Source organism: Streptomyces sp. NRRL B-1140 (assembly GCF_001280065.1).
GTDB lineage: Bacteria > Actinomycetota > Actinomycetes > Streptomycetales > Streptomycetaceae > Streptomyces.
Genome location: NZ_LGEA01000036.1, coordinates 210228 through 223814, shown reverse-complemented (window position 1 = coordinate 223814; position 13587 = coordinate 210228). Strand labels below are relative to the sequence as shown.

At 71.6% G+C, this 13587-nt stretch carries 12 protein-coding genes; 9 read left to right on the top strand and 3 right to left on the bottom strand.

Annotation, left to right across the window (positions count from 1 at the left end):
• Window positions 1-53: 53 nt before the first annotated feature.
• Together ADK65_RS06325 and ADK65_RS39585 are read left to right on the top strand one after the other, a co-directional pair.
• Complete coding sequence (locus ADK65_RS06325) at window positions 54-596, top strand: GNAT family N-acetyltransferase (protein WP_053668801.1); 543 nt, start codon at window positions 54-56, stop codon at window positions 594-596.
• A gap of 248 nt (window positions 597-844) precedes the next feature.
• A complete protein-coding gene (locus tag ADK65_RS39585; RefSeq protein ID WP_104781486.1) occupies window positions 845-976 on the top strand; it encodes a hypothetical protein in 132 nt (43 codons plus the stop codon).
• Window positions 977-1031: 55 nt separating this feature from the next.
• On the opposite strand, the gene ADK65_RS06320 is transcribed toward ADK65_RS39585, so the two are convergent.
• Window positions 1032-2615, bottom strand: coding sequence for a purple acid phosphatase family protein (locus ADK65_RS06320; protein WP_053668800.1), 1584 nt, complete (start codon window positions 2613-2615; stop codon window positions 1032-1034).
• Window positions 2616-2771: 156 nt separating this feature from the next.
• Between ADK65_RS06320 and ADK65_RS06315 the strand changes: the two genes are divergently transcribed.
• Window positions 2772-3815 carry a 3-isopropylmalate dehydrogenase gene (locus tag ADK65_RS06315; protein WP_053668799.1) on the top strand — a complete coding sequence of 348 codons (1044 nt, stop codon included), beginning with the start codon at window positions 2772-2774 and terminating at the stop codon, window positions 3813-3815.
• A gap of 243 nt (window positions 3816-4058) precedes the next feature.
• Entirely contained in the window at window positions 4059-5147 is a 1089-nt protein-coding gene (locus ADK65_RS06310; protein ID WP_053668798.1) for a branched-chain amino acid aminotransferase, read from the top strand.
• Between the two features lie 42 nt (window positions 5148-5189).
• On the opposite strand, the gene ADK65_RS06305 is transcribed toward ADK65_RS06310, so the two are convergent.
• A complete protein-coding gene (locus ADK65_RS06305; RefSeq protein ID WP_053668797.1) occupies window positions 5190-6677 on the bottom strand; it encodes a cytosine permease in 1488 nt (495 codons plus the stop codon).
• Between the two features lie 115 nt (window positions 6678-6792).
• On the opposite strand from ADK65_RS06305, the gene ureA reads away from it, so the two are divergent.
• The 5 genes from ureA to cimA all read left to right on the top strand — a co-directional run bounded on the left by ureA (window position 6793) and on the right by cimA (window position 12811).
• Window positions 6793-7497, top strand: a complete 705-nt coding sequence (gene ureA, locus ADK65_RS06300) for an urease subunit gamma (RefSeq protein ID WP_053668796.1) — start codon at window positions 6793-6795, stop codon at window positions 7495-7497.
• Complete coding sequence (locus ADK65_RS06295; protein ID WP_053668795.1) at window positions 7494-9206, top strand: urease subunit alpha; 1713 nt, start codon at window positions 7494-7496, stop codon at window positions 9204-9206. The genes ureA and ADK65_RS06295 overlap by 4 nt, the downstream gene beginning before the upstream one ends.
• Window positions 9207-9215: 9 nt before the next feature.
• Window positions 9216-10253, top strand: a complete 1038-nt coding sequence (locus tag ADK65_RS06290; protein WP_053668794.1) for an agmatine deiminase family protein — start codon at window positions 9216-9218, stop codon at window positions 10251-10253.
• A gap of 9 nt (window positions 10254-10262) precedes the next feature.
• Entirely contained in the window at window positions 10263-10862 is a 600-nt protein-coding gene (locus tag ADK65_RS06285) for a TetR/AcrR family transcriptional regulator (RefSeq protein WP_053668793.1), read from the top strand.
• A gap of 344 nt (window positions 10863-11206) precedes the next feature.
• Window positions 11207-12811 (top strand): citramalate synthase, encoded by a 1605-nt coding sequence (gene cimA / locus ADK65_RS06280; RefSeq protein WP_053668792.1) that lies wholly within the window; start codon window positions 11207-11209, stop codon window positions 12809-12811.
• A 31-nt stretch (window positions 12812-12842) separates the two neighbouring features.
• Here cimA and ADK65_RS06275 read toward each other — a convergent pair whose 3' ends face one another.
• Entirely contained in the window at window positions 12843-13532 is a 690-nt protein-coding gene (locus ADK65_RS06275; RefSeq protein WP_159038730.1) for an SLATT domain-containing protein, read from the bottom strand.
• Window positions 13533-13587 lie beyond the last annotated feature (55 nt).

The following is a 13587-nucleotide window of genomic DNA, read 5'->3' as shown; positions in this document are numbered from 1 at the left end:
GCCAGGTCGAAAAGACCTGGCCCGTCGGCGTGTGCGCGGGGAAGACTGGTCCGGTGACCACCCGCACCCGCACCACCCACACGGCCGACCTCGCCGCCGCCGAACTCCGCGCCGTACGGGCGCTGCTGGACGCCGCGTTCGACGGCGACTTCGGCGACGAGGACTGGGACCACGGTCTCGGCGGTATGCACGTCCTCGTTCATGACGGCTCGGGGCTCGCCGCGCACGGCGCGGTCGTGATGCGCCGGGTGCGGCACCGCGGCCGGTGGCTGCGGGCCGGGTACGTCGAGAACGTCGCCGTCCGCGCCGACGTCCGGCGCACCGGCCTCGGCGGGCAGGTCATGGCGGAGCTGGAACGCGTCGTCGACCGTGCCTACGACTTCGGCGCCCTATCCGCCAGCGACCAGGGCGCCCGCCTCTACACGTCCCGGGGCTGGCGGCTCTGGGACGGCCAGGTGCACGCCCTCAGCCCGCTCCACGGCATCATCCGTCTGCCGGAGGAAGAGGACAGCACGTACGTGCGGCCCGCCCTCGCAGGTCCGCTCGTTTCCGTGCACGAGCTGGTCTTCGACTGGCGCGACGGCGACGTGCTCTAGAGATCACCGCAGGTCAGCACGGTGGGACCCAGTCCACCGTCTCAGATAGTAGGAAGTCCGAGTAATTGTGGAGACAGACGCTCCACGCTCCCTTACTTTTGTAGGAGCCGAACGTCTCGCTCGACCAAGCGAATGGCGGTCGTGAGCCGGGCCCTGTGCAGGCAATCCCTGCGGCACCGCTCCCCGCCCCTTCCGGCGTCTCGTATCTCTCCCTGTGCACTCCGTGCTGTCGAAGGAGTCGATTTCCCATGGCCGAGACGACCGTCCGCCGCCGAGTCCGTCACGTCTCCCGCACGACCGAGTCCGACCGGAAGAACGCCGCCGCAGCGCTCCAGCGCGCCCTCGACCGCAGGGACAACGGCGGATCCAGCGGTCACTGAGCCGCAGCATCGCCGCAGGTCCGGGAGCCGCCCCGACGAGGCGCGGTGCGGGGCCTCACGCCCCGCGCCGCACCTCGAAGTGGTCGATGCGCTCACCGTCCGACGTCAGCGCCGACACCTTCAGCCCCGGCCTGGTGCCGCTGACCGCCTCCACCGAGAGGAACGAGAAACCGCGGTAGCGCACCCGTGACCACTGCGCCGATTCCGCCTTCGTGCCCTGCGACTTGGTCCACCGGAACGTGGCGACCGACTCGTGCTCCGCGGTGTTGCCCTCGTAGCTCTCCTTCACGCCGTCGGGGAAGCCGTACAGCTCCTTGCCGCCGCCCCCCGCGGTGACGTACACGATCCCGTCCCGCCTCGGGTCCGTCGTCCCGCCGACCGGCACCGGCCGGCCCACCTCGCCGCCCTTGATGGCGTCGGTGCGTTCGTAGACGTGGTTGTGCCCGTTGATCACCAGGTCCACCTCGTGCCGGGCGAACAGCGGCAGCCACTCGGCGCGCACCCCGCCGTCGGAGGCGTGTGTGGACGTCGAGTACGCGCAGTGGTGGAACAAGACGACGATGAAGTCGACGTCCTTGGAGGACCGCAGTTCGCCGAGCTTCGCGTCCAGCCACTTCGTCTGCCGCCCCTCGGTGTAGCCGAAGTTGGCGGGGATCTCGTGCGACACGTCGTTCGCGTCCAGCGCGACCACGCCCACGTTGCCGTAGGTGAAGGCGTACACGCCCGGTGCCGTACGTGCGTCGAAGCCGCTGTCCGGCAGGGAGAACCGGGCGAGCTGGCCGCCGTAGCCGTCCGGTGAGTACCAGGCCTCCATGTCGTGGTTGCCGGTCGTCACCATCCACGGCACCGACCGTGCCACCGGCTCGGTCTGCTCGAGGAACCGGTCCCACTGGCTCGCGTCGAAGACGTCCGACTCCTTGCCCTTGCCGGTGGGGTCGGCGTAGCAGATGTCGCCGGCATGCAGGTGGAAGGCCGGCTCACGGCGCAGCAGCGTACGGTCGTTGAGGGCCGCCTCGTCGCCGACGCCCTGGTCTCCGAACGCGGTGAACACGAAACGCCCGGGCGGGCTCGCCGGTGCCGTGCGGAAGGACGTGACACTCGACCGATGCCGTGGGGAGGCCGGGTCGAAGCCCTCGTGGCCGACGCCGTAGTAGTACGTCGTGCCGGGGCGCAGCCCGTCCAGCGCGGCGTGCAGGTAGTACTGCTCGACCGCCGCCCGCACGCCCTTCAGCTCCGGGGTGCGCAGGTCGCGCAGCTCCGCCTCGACCTTCTGGCCGAGGTCGTCGGGGCGCAGACCGACCCGGACGTACGGCTTCTTCACCGCGAGCGGCACCTGCCAGGAGATCCGCATCTGGGTCTTCGGATCGGCGCCGAAGGCCAGATGGCGGCCGAAGGGCGTGATCAAGGAGCCGGGGGCCTTCGACGTGGCGGGCGACGGGCTTCCGGTCGCCGTGGCGCCGCCCTGCCCCGAACGGGAACCGGATCCGGAGCCGCAGCCGGTCAGCAGGCCGCTCGCCACCGCGCCCGCGGTCACCAGGGTGCGCCGCCGCGTCAGCCGCGTCCGCAGGTACTCGTGCTGCTCCGCCATGCTCATCCGGCGCGCGAGTTCGGGCGGGATACCGAAGTGGGGGATCTCCATGGGAAGTGAATGTCCCAGCAAAGGCCGACAGCCACACCACATACGGGTGAACGGCACCGGACGGACGCGTGCCGTCCCCCCGGGTGGGTGCCTGCCGGGGTGTCCGCATCACGGACACCGTGTGTCATCCCATGGGACGAGGAGTAGGGTGCCCGCATGTCTCGCAGCATCAATCTCGCAGTGATCCCCGGTGACGGCATCGGCCAGGAGGTCGTGGCCGAAGGCCTGAAGGTCCTCTCCGCCGTCCTTCCGCAGGATGTGAAGCTGGAGACCGAGGAGTACGACTTCGGCGCCCGGCGCTACCACGCCACCGGTGAGACCCTCACCGACGCCGACCTCGACGCCCTCAAGCGGCACGACGCCATCCTGCTCGGCGCGATCGGCGACCCGACCGTGCCCTCCGGCGTGCTGGAGCGCGGTTTCCTGCTCAAGCTCCGCTTCGCCTTCGACCACCACGTCAACCTGCGCCCCTCGAAGCTGCTGCCGGGTGTCGCCACCCCGCTCGCCGGCGAGCCGCAGATCGACTTCGTCGTGGTCCGCGAGGGCACCGAGGGTCCGTACACCGGCAACGGCGGCACCATCCGCAAGGGCACCGAGCACGAGGTCGCCACGGAGGTCTCCGTGAACACCGCCTTCGGTGTCGAGCGCGTGGTGCGCGACGCCTTCGCCCGTGCCCAGGCCCGCCCCCGCAAGAAGCTCGCACTGATCCACAAGAACAACGTGCTGACCTTCGCCGGGCACCTGTGGACGAACATCTTCAACAAGGTGGCCGAGGAGTTCCCCGAGGTCACCACCGAGTACATGCACGTGGACGCGGCGACGATCTACCTCGTCACGCAGCCCGAGCGCTTCGACGTGATCGTCACGGACAACCTCTTCGGCGACATCGTCACCGACCTGGCCGCGGCCGTCTCCGGCGGCATCGGCGTCGCGGCCTCCGGCAACATCAACCCCTCCGGTGAGTTCCCGTCCATGTTCGAGCCCGTGCACGGCTCGGCCCCGGACATCGCCGGGCAGGGCAAGGCCGACCCGACCGCCACCGTGCTGTCCGTCGCCCTGCTCCTGCGCCACCTCGGCTACGAGGCCGAGGCCGCCCGCATCGACGAGGCGGTGGCCGCCGACCTCGGCGAGCGCACCGACAAGCCCGCCCGTACCACCTCGGAGATCGGCGACGCGCTCGCCGTACGCGTAGCCGGCTGACCCGCCGCCGCTTTCACGCAAGCCGCCGGGTCGCATCCGCGCCCGGCGGCTTCCGCATGTTCCCGCCGGGTGCCACCATCGACCACCGGGCCGCAGTCACCCCGTTCCTCCCGCCGCCGCCCCCGGGCGATAATCGAACGCGAGGCCGCGCAATGAGGGAGTGCTCGGACGTCCTAGCACTGGTCACCATCAGAGCAGTACCGAGCGCGGCCCGTCACTACAACCGGTGAAGGACATCAACCCATGACGACGCCCACGATCGAGCTCAAGCCCTCCGCCCATCCGCTCTCCGCCGCCGAGCGCGAGCAGATCCTGGCCAACCCCGGGTTCGGCCGCCACTTCACCGACCACATGGTGACGATCAAGTGGACGGAAGGCCGCGGCTGGCACGATGGTCAGCTCGTGCCGTACGCGCCGATCTCCCTCGACCCCGCCACCACGGTCCTGCACTACGCACAGGAGATCTTCGAGGGGCTGAAGGCCTACCGGCAGCCCGACGGGTCCGTCGCCACCTTCCGCCCCGAGAAGAACGCCGAGCGGTTCCAGCGCTCCGCCCGCCGGCTCGCGATGCCCGAGCTGCCGGTCGAGACGTTCATCGAGGCGTGTGACGTCCTGGTGCAGCAGGACAAGGCATGGGTGCCGGCGCACGGCGGCGAGGAGTCCCTCTACCTGCGCCCCTTCATGATCGCCACCGAGGTCGGGCTGGGTGTGAAGCCCGCCAACGAGTACCTGTTCCTGGTGATCGCCTCCCCGGCCGGGGCCTACTTCCCCGGCGGTGTGAAGCCGGTGTCCATCTGGGTCTCCGAGGACCGGGTCCGTGCCGTTCCCGGCGGCATGGGTGACGCGAAGACGGGCGGCAACTACGCGGCGTCCCTGCTCGCGCAGGCCGAGGCCGCCACGAAGGGCTGCGACCAGGTCTGCTACCTCGACGCCGTCGAGCACACGTGGGTCGAGGAGCTGGGCGGCATGAACCTGTACTTCGTGTACGGGAACAAGATCGTCACGCCGTCCCTCACCGGGTCGATCCTGGAGGGCGTCACCCGGGACTCCCTGCTCGCCGTCGCCCGTGACCTCGGGTACGAGGCCGAGGAGGGCCGGGTCTCGGTCGAGCAGTGGCAGCGGGACTCGGAGAACGGGTCCCTGACCGAGGTCTTCGCCTGCGGTACGGCCGCGGTGATCACTCCGGTCGGTACGGTGAAGCGGGCTGCGGCGGAGTGGAAGCAGAGCGGGGGAGAGCCGGGCGAGGTCACGCTCCGGCTCCGCCAGGCGCTGCTCGATATTCAGCGGGGTACGGCCTCGGACGCCCACGGCTGGATGCACAAGCTGGGCTGAGCACCCCTGGCACCCGGGGGCTCCGCCCCGGGACCCCCGGGCCTATGCCCACCCACCGCCCGCATCGGTCGGGCAAGACGCCTGACCGGCGGCGGTGCCCGAATCGGCCGGGCGGGAAGCCGTGCTCGCCACGTCCCCGGGCCCCGTCGTCACCGAGCCCGGGGACGTCAGCGTGTACACCACCCCTCCCACCACCCCCGAGAGCAGGAAACTGCAGTCCACCCCGCCGGTCAGGGACAGCAGCGGCCCCTCGTACGACGGCAGGGACACCGCCAGGACGCCCACCGTCGCCCCGGCCGCCCAGGACAGGGTCGCCGGCACGTTCCAGCCGGCGCGGTACCAGTACGCGCCGCCCCGGGCGCGGCGGTTGAAGACCTGGAGGGCGTCCGGGTCGTAGACCCCGCCGCAGCGGGCGAAGCCGATGAGGGTGATGACCGCCCAGGGCGTGCCGATGGCGGTCAGCAGCAGCACGAAGGACGTCATCGCGTCCTGCGCGGTCGAGTAGTAGTGCCCGGCGAAGACGCACCCCGTGGCGACGGCCGCGACCACGTACGTCGCCCGGGCCCGGGAGGCGCGCGGCAGGATCGCGTCCAGGTCGAGGCCCATCGAGTACAGCATCAGCCCCGCGTTGCCGACCGATCCGGCCGAGGCCGCGAGGAGCAGCGGGACGAGGTACCAGGACGGGGCCGCCTCGACCAGCGGGCCGGCGTAGTCGAGGGCCGCCCCGGTCGCGTACGCCGTGAACGTGCCGAAGAGCTGCGGCACCAGCAGGCCCAGCGTCAGCCCGAGCCAGGTCGCGTGCAGGACCCGGCGGGAGGAGTGGCGGGCCGGGGAGATGTAGCGGGTGTAGTCGCCGAGCAGCGTGATGAACGCGACCGGCCCGGACAGTCCGGCGGCCACGGCCGCGAGCAGCCAGGTCGGCCAGAAGCCGCCCAGGAGATAGCCGCCGGCCTCCGGGAGCGCGGCGGTGGTGAAACCGGGGGCGTAGGCGATCACGCCCAGCGCCAGCAGGGCCGTCATGCCGAACGCCAGCAGCCGTGACATCGCGAGCAGCACCCGGTAGCCGTACACCGCGCCCGCGACCGTGGCCGCGGCGAGCAGCCCGTAGACGATGCCGTACGACACCCCGCCCTGCGGCAGCCCGGCCAGCCGGCCCAGGACGCTCACCATCACGTCCCCTCCGATCCACACGGTCAGCGCCGTGTAGCCGAGAGCCAGGAGCAGACCGACCACCGAGCCGACCAGCCGCCCGCGCACCCCGAACTGGGCGCCGGAGGAGGTCGACAGGTTGGTGCCGGTGCGCAGCGAGACCAGGGCCAGCGGGGCCGTGAACAGCACGCCCACCACGGTGCCTGCCAGCACCGCGCCGACCGACGACCACCAGTCCAGGCCGAAGGAGGGCGGCAGCCAGCCGAAGACGATCACGCCCAGGCAGAGGTTCGACCCGAGCAGGATCGAGACGAGGTCGCGTGGCCCGCTGCTGCGTTCCTCCTCCGGGATGGTGTCGACTCCGTGCTGTTCGATCGGCATGCTGGTCTCCCTCGATTAGAACGACGTTCAATGTGATGTGTGCATTGGTCTATCGTCAACCTTTCGGCAGAGGGAATTTCGCGTTTAGAGTGGTGCTCTAACTGGAGGGAGTGACATGCGACTGACCCCGACCGAACGCGACCGGCTGCTGCTCTTCGGCGCCGCCGAACTCGCCCGCGCCCGCCGGGCCAGGGGGCTGAGGCTCAACGTGCCCGAGGCGACCGCGCTCATCGCCGACACGGTGTGCGAGGCCGCCCGGGACGGCAGGCGGCTCGCGGAGGCGGTCGAGGCCGCCCGGTCCGTCCTCGGGCCCGAAGACGTGCTGCCCGGCGTCGCCGACGTCGTGACGGAGGTGCATGTCGAGGCCGTCTTCGACGACGGCTCCCGGCTCGCGGTCGTGTCCGGCCCCATCGGCGGCGGCTCGGGACCGGACGCGCCCGGCGCGCTGCTGCCCGGGCCGGAGCGGCCCGAGCGCGAGCCGGCCGAGCGGCTCACGGTCACCAACACCGCGACCGTGCCCGTCTCCGTGACCTCCCACTTCCACTTCTTCGAGGCCAACCCCCGGCTCGACTTCGATCGCGGCCGGGCCTACGGCATGCGGCTCGCCGTGCCCGCGGGCTCCTCCGTCCGGTTCGGGCCGGGGGAGAGCGCCGAGGTCGGGCTGGTGCCGATCGGGGGCGAGCGGATCGCCATCGGGTTCGCCGGGCTCGTCGACGGGCCGCTGGACGCACCGGGGGCGAAGGAGGAGGCGCTGCGCCGGGCCGCCGCCTGCGGCTATCTCGGCGTACCGGGCACCGCTGATCAGGAGGCCGTGCGATGAGCCGTCCAGGAGGCCACCCCGCCCAGGCCCGTCGCCTCACGCCGTACGAGTACGCCGCTACCCACGGGCCCCGTGCCGGTGACCGCATCCGTCTCGGCGACTCCGGGCTGGTCGTCCGGGTCGAGTCCGACTCCCAGCTCCAGGACGACGAATTCCTCGCCGGGTTCGGCAAGACCGCCCGCGACGGACTGCACCTCAAGGCCGCCGCGGTCCGCGAGACCTGTGACGTCGTCATCAGCAACGTCGTCGTCATCGATGCCGTGCAGGGCGTCCGGAAGGTCTCCATCGGCATCCGCCAGGGCCGCATCCACGCGATCGGGCGGGCCGGCAACCCCGACACCCTGGACGGGGTCGACGTCGTCGTCGGCACGGGCACCTCGATCGTGTCCGGCGAAGGCCTCATCGCCACCGCCGGGGCCGTCGACACCCACGTCCACCTGCTGTCGCCGCGCATCATGGAGGCCTCGCTCGCCTCCGGCGTCACCACGGTCATCGGGCAGGAGTTCGGACCGGTGTGGGGCGTCGGCGTCAACTCGCCCTGGGCGCTGCGGCACGCGTTCGGCGCCTTCGACGCCTGGCCCGTCAACATCGGCTTCCTGGGCCGGGGTTCGTCCTCGCACGAGGCACCCTTGGTCGAGGCCCTCGCCGAGGGCGGGGCGAGCGGCTTCAAGGTGCACGAGGACATGGGCGCCCACACCCGGGCGCTGGACACCGCCCTGCGCGTCGCCGAGGAGCACGACGTCCAGGTCGCCCTGCACAGCGACGGGCTGAACGAGTGCCTGTCGGTGGAGGACACCCTGCGCGTGCTGGAGGGCCGGACCATCCACGCCTTCCACATCGAGGGCTGCGGCGGCGGGCACGTTCCCAACGTGCTGAAGATGGCGGGCGTGCCGAACGTCATCGGCTCCTCCACCAACCCGACCCTGCCCTTCGGCCGGGACGCCGTCGCCGAGCACTACGGCATGATCGTCTCCGTCCACGACCTCAAGACCGACCTGCCCGGCGACGCCGCCATGGCCCGGGACCGCATCCGGGCCGGAACCATGGGCGCCGAGGACGTCCTGCACGACCTCGGCGCGATCGGCATCACCTCGTCGGACGCGCAGGGCATGGGACGCGCGGGCGAGACCGTCCGCCGCACCTTCGCCATGGCCGGGAAGATGAAGGCAGAGTCCGGCGCTCCGGACGAGGGCCACGACAACGAGCGCGTCCTGCGCTACATGGCGAAGCTGACCATCAACCCCGCCCTCGCACACGGGCTCGCGCACGAGGTCGGGTCCATCGAGACCGGCAAGCTCGCCGACATCGTGCTGTGGCGGCCCGAGTACTTCGGCGCCAAGCCGCAGCTGGTACTGAAGGCCGGCTTCCCGGCGTACGGCGTGGTCGGCGACCCGGGCGCGGCGACCGACACCTGCGAACCCCTCGTCCTCGGACCGCAGTTCGGCGCGTACGGGGCGACACCGGCCGACATCTCGGTGGCGTTCGTCGCACAGGCCGCGCTCGACCAGGGGAACGACACCATGCCGACCCGGCGCCGCAGGGTCGCCGTGCGCGGCACCCGCGGTATCGGCCCGGCCGACCTGCGCCTCAACTCCCGCACCGGAGCCGTCGACGTCGACCAGCGCACCGGTCTCGTCACCCTCGACGGCGAGCCGCTGCGCTGCGAACCCGCCGAGTCCGTCTCCCTCAACCGTCTCTACTTCCTCTGAGGATCAACGATGTCCGCAGCCGCCGACGGCTTCCGCATGCCCGCCGAATGGGCTCCGCACGAGCGCACCTGGATGGCCTGGCCCGGCCCGAACCAGACCTTCGGCGACCCCGGGGAGCTGGCCGCCGCCCGGCTCGCCTGGGCCGCGGTCGCCCGGGCCGTCCGCCGCTTCGAACCGGTGACGGTGGTGTGCGGCCCGGGGCAGTCGGTCCAGGCGCGTGCCCTGCTGGGCGACGGCGTCGACACGGTCGAACGTGACCTCGACGACGCCTGGATGCGCGACATCGGCCCCACCTTCCTGACCGACGGGAAGGGCGCACTGGCCGCCGTCGACTGGACGTTCAACGGCTGGGGCGCCCAGGAGTGGGCCCGCTGGGAGCACGACGCGAAGATCGCCGCGCACGTCGCCGACCTGGCCGGGGCCCGGACGTACGCCTCGGAACTCGTCAACGAGGGCGGGGCGATCCAGGTCGACGGAGAGGGCACCGTCCTGCTGACCGAGACCGTCCAGCTCGGTCCGGAGCGCAACCCGGGCTGGTCCCGCGAGCGGGTCGAGGCCGAGATCCACGCCCAGCTCGGCACCCGCAAGGGCATCTGGCTGCCGCGCGGCCTGACCGGCGACTATCCCCCGCACGGTTTCGGCACCCTCGGCCACGTCGACATCGTCGCCTCCTTCGCCCGCCCCGGTGTCGTCGTGGCGCACTCCCAGCCCGACCCCGCCCACCCCGACCACGAGATCACCCGGGAGGTCATCGGTCTGCTGAAGGCGCAGACCGACGCGCGGGGCCGCCGCCTGGAGGTCGTCGAGGTCCCCGCCCCGACCGTCCTGGAGGCCGACGGTCACTGGGCCGACTACTCGTACATCAACCACTACCTCTGCAACGGCGGGGTGGTGCTGTGCGGCTTCGACGACCCGCGCGACGAGATCGCGGCCGGCATCTTCCGCCGCCTGTTCCCCGAACGGACCGTGACCCTGGTGGACGCCCGTACGATCTTCGCGGGCGGTGGCGGCATCCACTGCGTCACGCAGCAGCAGCCGAGGATCTAGGAGTTGCACATGGCCGGTGGGCGAAGGCAGGCCCCGCCCCGCGAGGACGTCCTCGCCGCCGCCATGGAGATGATCGCCGAGCGCGGCCTGGAGAAGCTCACCATGGCCGCCCTCGGCCGCGAGGTCGGGATGAGCAGCGGCCATCTGCTCTACTACTTCGGCTCCAAGGACGAGCTGCTGCTGCGCACCCTGGAGTGGAGCGAGGGCCGGCTCGGGATCGAGCGGGGGCGGCTGCTGACCCGGACCGTGCCCGCCCGTGAACGCCTCGACGCCTACGTCGACCTGTACGTCCCCGACGGCCACCGCGACCCGCACTGGACGCTGTGGCTGGAGGTCTGGAACCGCTCGCAGAACGCCGATGAGGACGCCCGCGACCGGCAGGCCGCCATCGAAGGCGCCTGGCACCGCGACCTGGTCGCCTTGCTCGCCGAGGGCATCTCGCGGGGCGAGTTCCGCCGCGTGGACCCGGACCGGTTCGCCGCCCGCCTGCGGGCCCTGCTGGACGGCTTCGCCATCCACGTCGCGATCGGCCTGCGCGGCACCGACCGGACGCAGATCCTCCGGCACGTGAGCGAGTTCCTCGCCGACAGCCTCCTCGCGGACGGCTGAAGGCCCGCCCGGGTCGTGCCCGTCCGCGTCCGTCACTTGAGGTGACCGACCGCATCCTGAGACGGCGGTGAGTGGAGCGCGGGGGTGTGGCACACTTCCCCCGTGCTCTCGTTCGCCATGATTATTGGCAGCAGGCGCGCCGGTCCGCAGTGACCACACGTACGACCAGGTACGGGTGGACACCGTCGTCCTCGACCCGCGCGCAGACCTCTCGCACCCGCGAGAGGTTTTTCGCATTTCTGGCCCACCCACAGCCGGAGGCGAGAGCGCGAGGGAGTATGTGAGGGCGGTGGAGCCGGTCATTCCGGTACGACCGAGATCCCCTTCTCAGGAGCCTTGAGACCATGACCGAAACCAGCGAGCTCGACGATTCGTTCCACGTCTTCGACACCACCCTGCGCGACGGCGCCCAGCGGGAGGGCATCAACCTCACCGTCGCGGACAAGCTGGCCATCGCACGGCACCTGGACGACTTCGGCGTGGGCTTCATCGAGGGCGGCTGGCCGGGCGCCAACCCCCGGGACACCGAGTTCTTCGCCCGCGCCCGGCAGGAGATCGACTTCCGGCACGCCCAGCTCGTCGCGTTCGGCTCCACCCGCCGCGCCGGCACCACCGCCGACCAGGACCCCCAGGTCAGGGCGCTCCTGGAGTCCGGCGCACCGGTGATCACGCTTGTCGCCAAGTCGCACGACCGCCACGTCGAGCTCGCGCTGCGCACCACCCTGGACGAGAACCTGGCGATGGTCCGCGACACGGTGTCCTTCCTCAAGGAGCAAGGCCGCCGGGTCTTCATCGACTGCGAGCACTTCTTCGACGGCTACCGCGCCAACCCCGAGTACGCCAAGGCGGTCGTCCGTACGGCCTCGGAGGCCGGCGCGGACGTCGTCGTGCTGTGCGACACCAACGGCGGCATGCTCCCGGCCCAGATCCAGGCCGTCGTCGCCACGGTCCTCGCCGACACCGGCGCCCGGCTCGGCATCCACGCCCAGGACGACACGGGCTGCGCGGTCGCCAACACCCTGGCCGCCGTCGACGCCGGCGCCACGCACGTGCAGTGCACGGCCAACGGCTACGGCGAGCGCGTCGGCAACGCCAACCTCTTCCCGGTCGTGGCGGCCCTGGAGCTCAAGTACGGCAAGAAGGTCCTGCCCGAGGGCCGTCTGCGCGAGATGACCCGCATCTCGCACGCCATCGCCGAGGTCGTCAACCTCACCCCCTCCACGCACCAGCCCTACGTCGGCCTCTCGGCCTTCGCCCACAAGGCCGGACTGCACGCCTCGGCGATCAAGGTCGACCCGGACCTGTACCAGCACATCGACCCCGAGCTGGTCGGCAACACCATGCGGATGCTGGTCTCCGACATGGCCGGGCGGGCGTCCATCGAGCTCAAGGGCAAGGAGCTCGGCGTCGACCTCGGCGGCGACCGCGAGCTGGTCGGCCGGGTGGTCGAGCGGGTGAAGGAGCGCGAACTCGCGGGCTACACCTACGAGGCCGCCGACGCGAGCTTCGAACTCCTGCTGCGCGCCGAGGTCCAGGGCAGGCCGCTGCGCTACTTCGAGGTCGAGTCCTGGCGGGCCATCGTCGAGGACCGGCCCGACGGCTCCCATGCCAACGAGGCCACGGTCAAGCTGTGGGCCAAGGGCGAGCGCATCGTCGCCACGGCCGAGGGCAACGGACCGGTCAACGCCCTCGACCGGTCCCTGCGCGTGGGCCTGGAGAAGATCTACCCCCAGCTCGCCAAGCTGGAGCTGGTGGACTACAAGGTCCGCATCCTGGAGGGCAAGCACGGCACGAACTCCACGACCCGCGTGCTGATCTCCACGTCCGACGGCGCGGGCGAGTGGTCGACGGTAGGCGTCGCCGAGAACGTCATCGCCGCGAGCTGGCAGGCCCTGGAGGACGCGTACACCTACGGGCTGCTGCGCGCGGGGGTCGATCCGGCGGAGTAGCAGCGGGCCGGCCGGGGCCCCGGGGCGCGTGTCACATCGCCGTGTCCCGGGACCTCGGCCCCGGGACCTCACCGCCGCGGTCGCGGCCCGGGGTCCGGTCGAGGCGGAAGAGGCCCGCGGTGTGGGCGCGCTGGCCGGTGGCGGTGCTGCTGGTGGAGCGCGTGAGCTCCTCGACGCCGTCGGCCAGGTAACCGACCCACGCCGTGCCCTCGTCCTCGATGATCCGCTGCGCGTCGGTCCGCAGCCGTTCGATCACCCCGAGCAGGGCGGCCTGCTCCTTGTCGCTGGGGGAGTCGGTGGTCCTCAGGAACGCCTGCGCCCAGTCGGACTGCGCCTTCTTCAGGATCTGCTGCAGCGCCATCTCAGCGCGGATGTAGCGGGTCCAGGACGCCGAGAACCCGAAGATCCGGTCGAAGAGCACACAGCCCGCCCCGCCGGCCAGGAACACGAACCCCCACTCGGGCTGCACGGTCGTGGGCGAGGCCGCGTGCACCAGCGGCGTTATCGTGCCGACGATGCCCAGCAGCGTGGCGAGCGCCCGCAGCGAACGCGACCACAGCGACGGCCCCCGGCGGCGGGCCAGATACCAGCCGATCGCCGACGTCACCTCCGCCTCGGCATGCCGGAACAGCTCCCACAGCAGGTCGGCGCGCGTACGCGACCGGTCCAGCTCGGTCAGTTCGGACACCGTCATGTCCGCAGCCCTGCGTCGTCCGAACATGTTCCGCTCCCGCCCCTCTGGATGGCCAGGGGCATCCTAGGCGCAGCCGCGCCGG

Bases quoted from the DNA above. Each gene is read 5' to 3' on its own strand.
- ADK65_RS39585 (WP_104781486.1), top strand. From the start codon at position 845: ATGGCCGAGACGACCGTCCGCCGCCGAGTCCGTCACGTCTCCCGCACG.
- ADK65_RS06320 (WP_053668800.1), bottom strand. From the start codon at position 2,615: ATGGAGATCCCCCACTTCGGTATCCCGCCCGAACTCGCGCGCCGGATG.
- ADK65_RS06315 (WP_053668799.1), top strand. From the start codon at position 2,772: ATGTCTCGCAGCATCAATCTCGCAGTGATCCCCGGTGACGGCATCGGC.
- ADK65_RS06310 (WP_053668798.1), top strand. From the start codon at position 4,059: ATGACGACGCCCACGATCGAGCTCAAGCCCTCCGCCCATCCGCTCTCC.
- ADK65_RS06305 (WP_053668797.1), bottom strand. From the start codon at position 6,677: ATGCCGATCGAACAGCACGGAGTCGACACCATCCCGGAGGAGGAACGC.
- ureA (WP_053668796.1), top strand. From the start codon at position 6,793: ATGCGACTGACCCCGACCGAACGCGACCGGCTGCTGCTCTTCGGCGCC.
- ADK65_RS06295 (WP_053668795.1), top strand. From the start codon at position 7,494: ATGAGCCGTCCAGGAGGCCACCCCGCCCAGGCCCGTCGCCTCACGCCG.
- ADK65_RS06290 (WP_053668794.1), top strand. From the start codon at position 9,216: ATGTCCGCAGCCGCCGACGGCTTCCGCATGCCCGCCGAATGGGCTCCG.
- ADK65_RS06285 (WP_053668793.1), top strand. From the start codon at position 10,263: ATGGCCGGTGGGCGAAGGCAGGCCCCGCCCCGCGAGGACGTCCTCGCC.
- cimA (WP_053668792.1), top strand. From the start codon at position 11,207: ATGACCGAAACCAGCGAGCTCGACGATTCGTTCCACGTCTTCGACACC.
- ADK65_RS06275 (WP_159038730.1), bottom strand. From the start codon at position 13,532: ATGTTCGGACGACGCAGGGCTGCGGACATGACGGTGTCCGAACTGACC.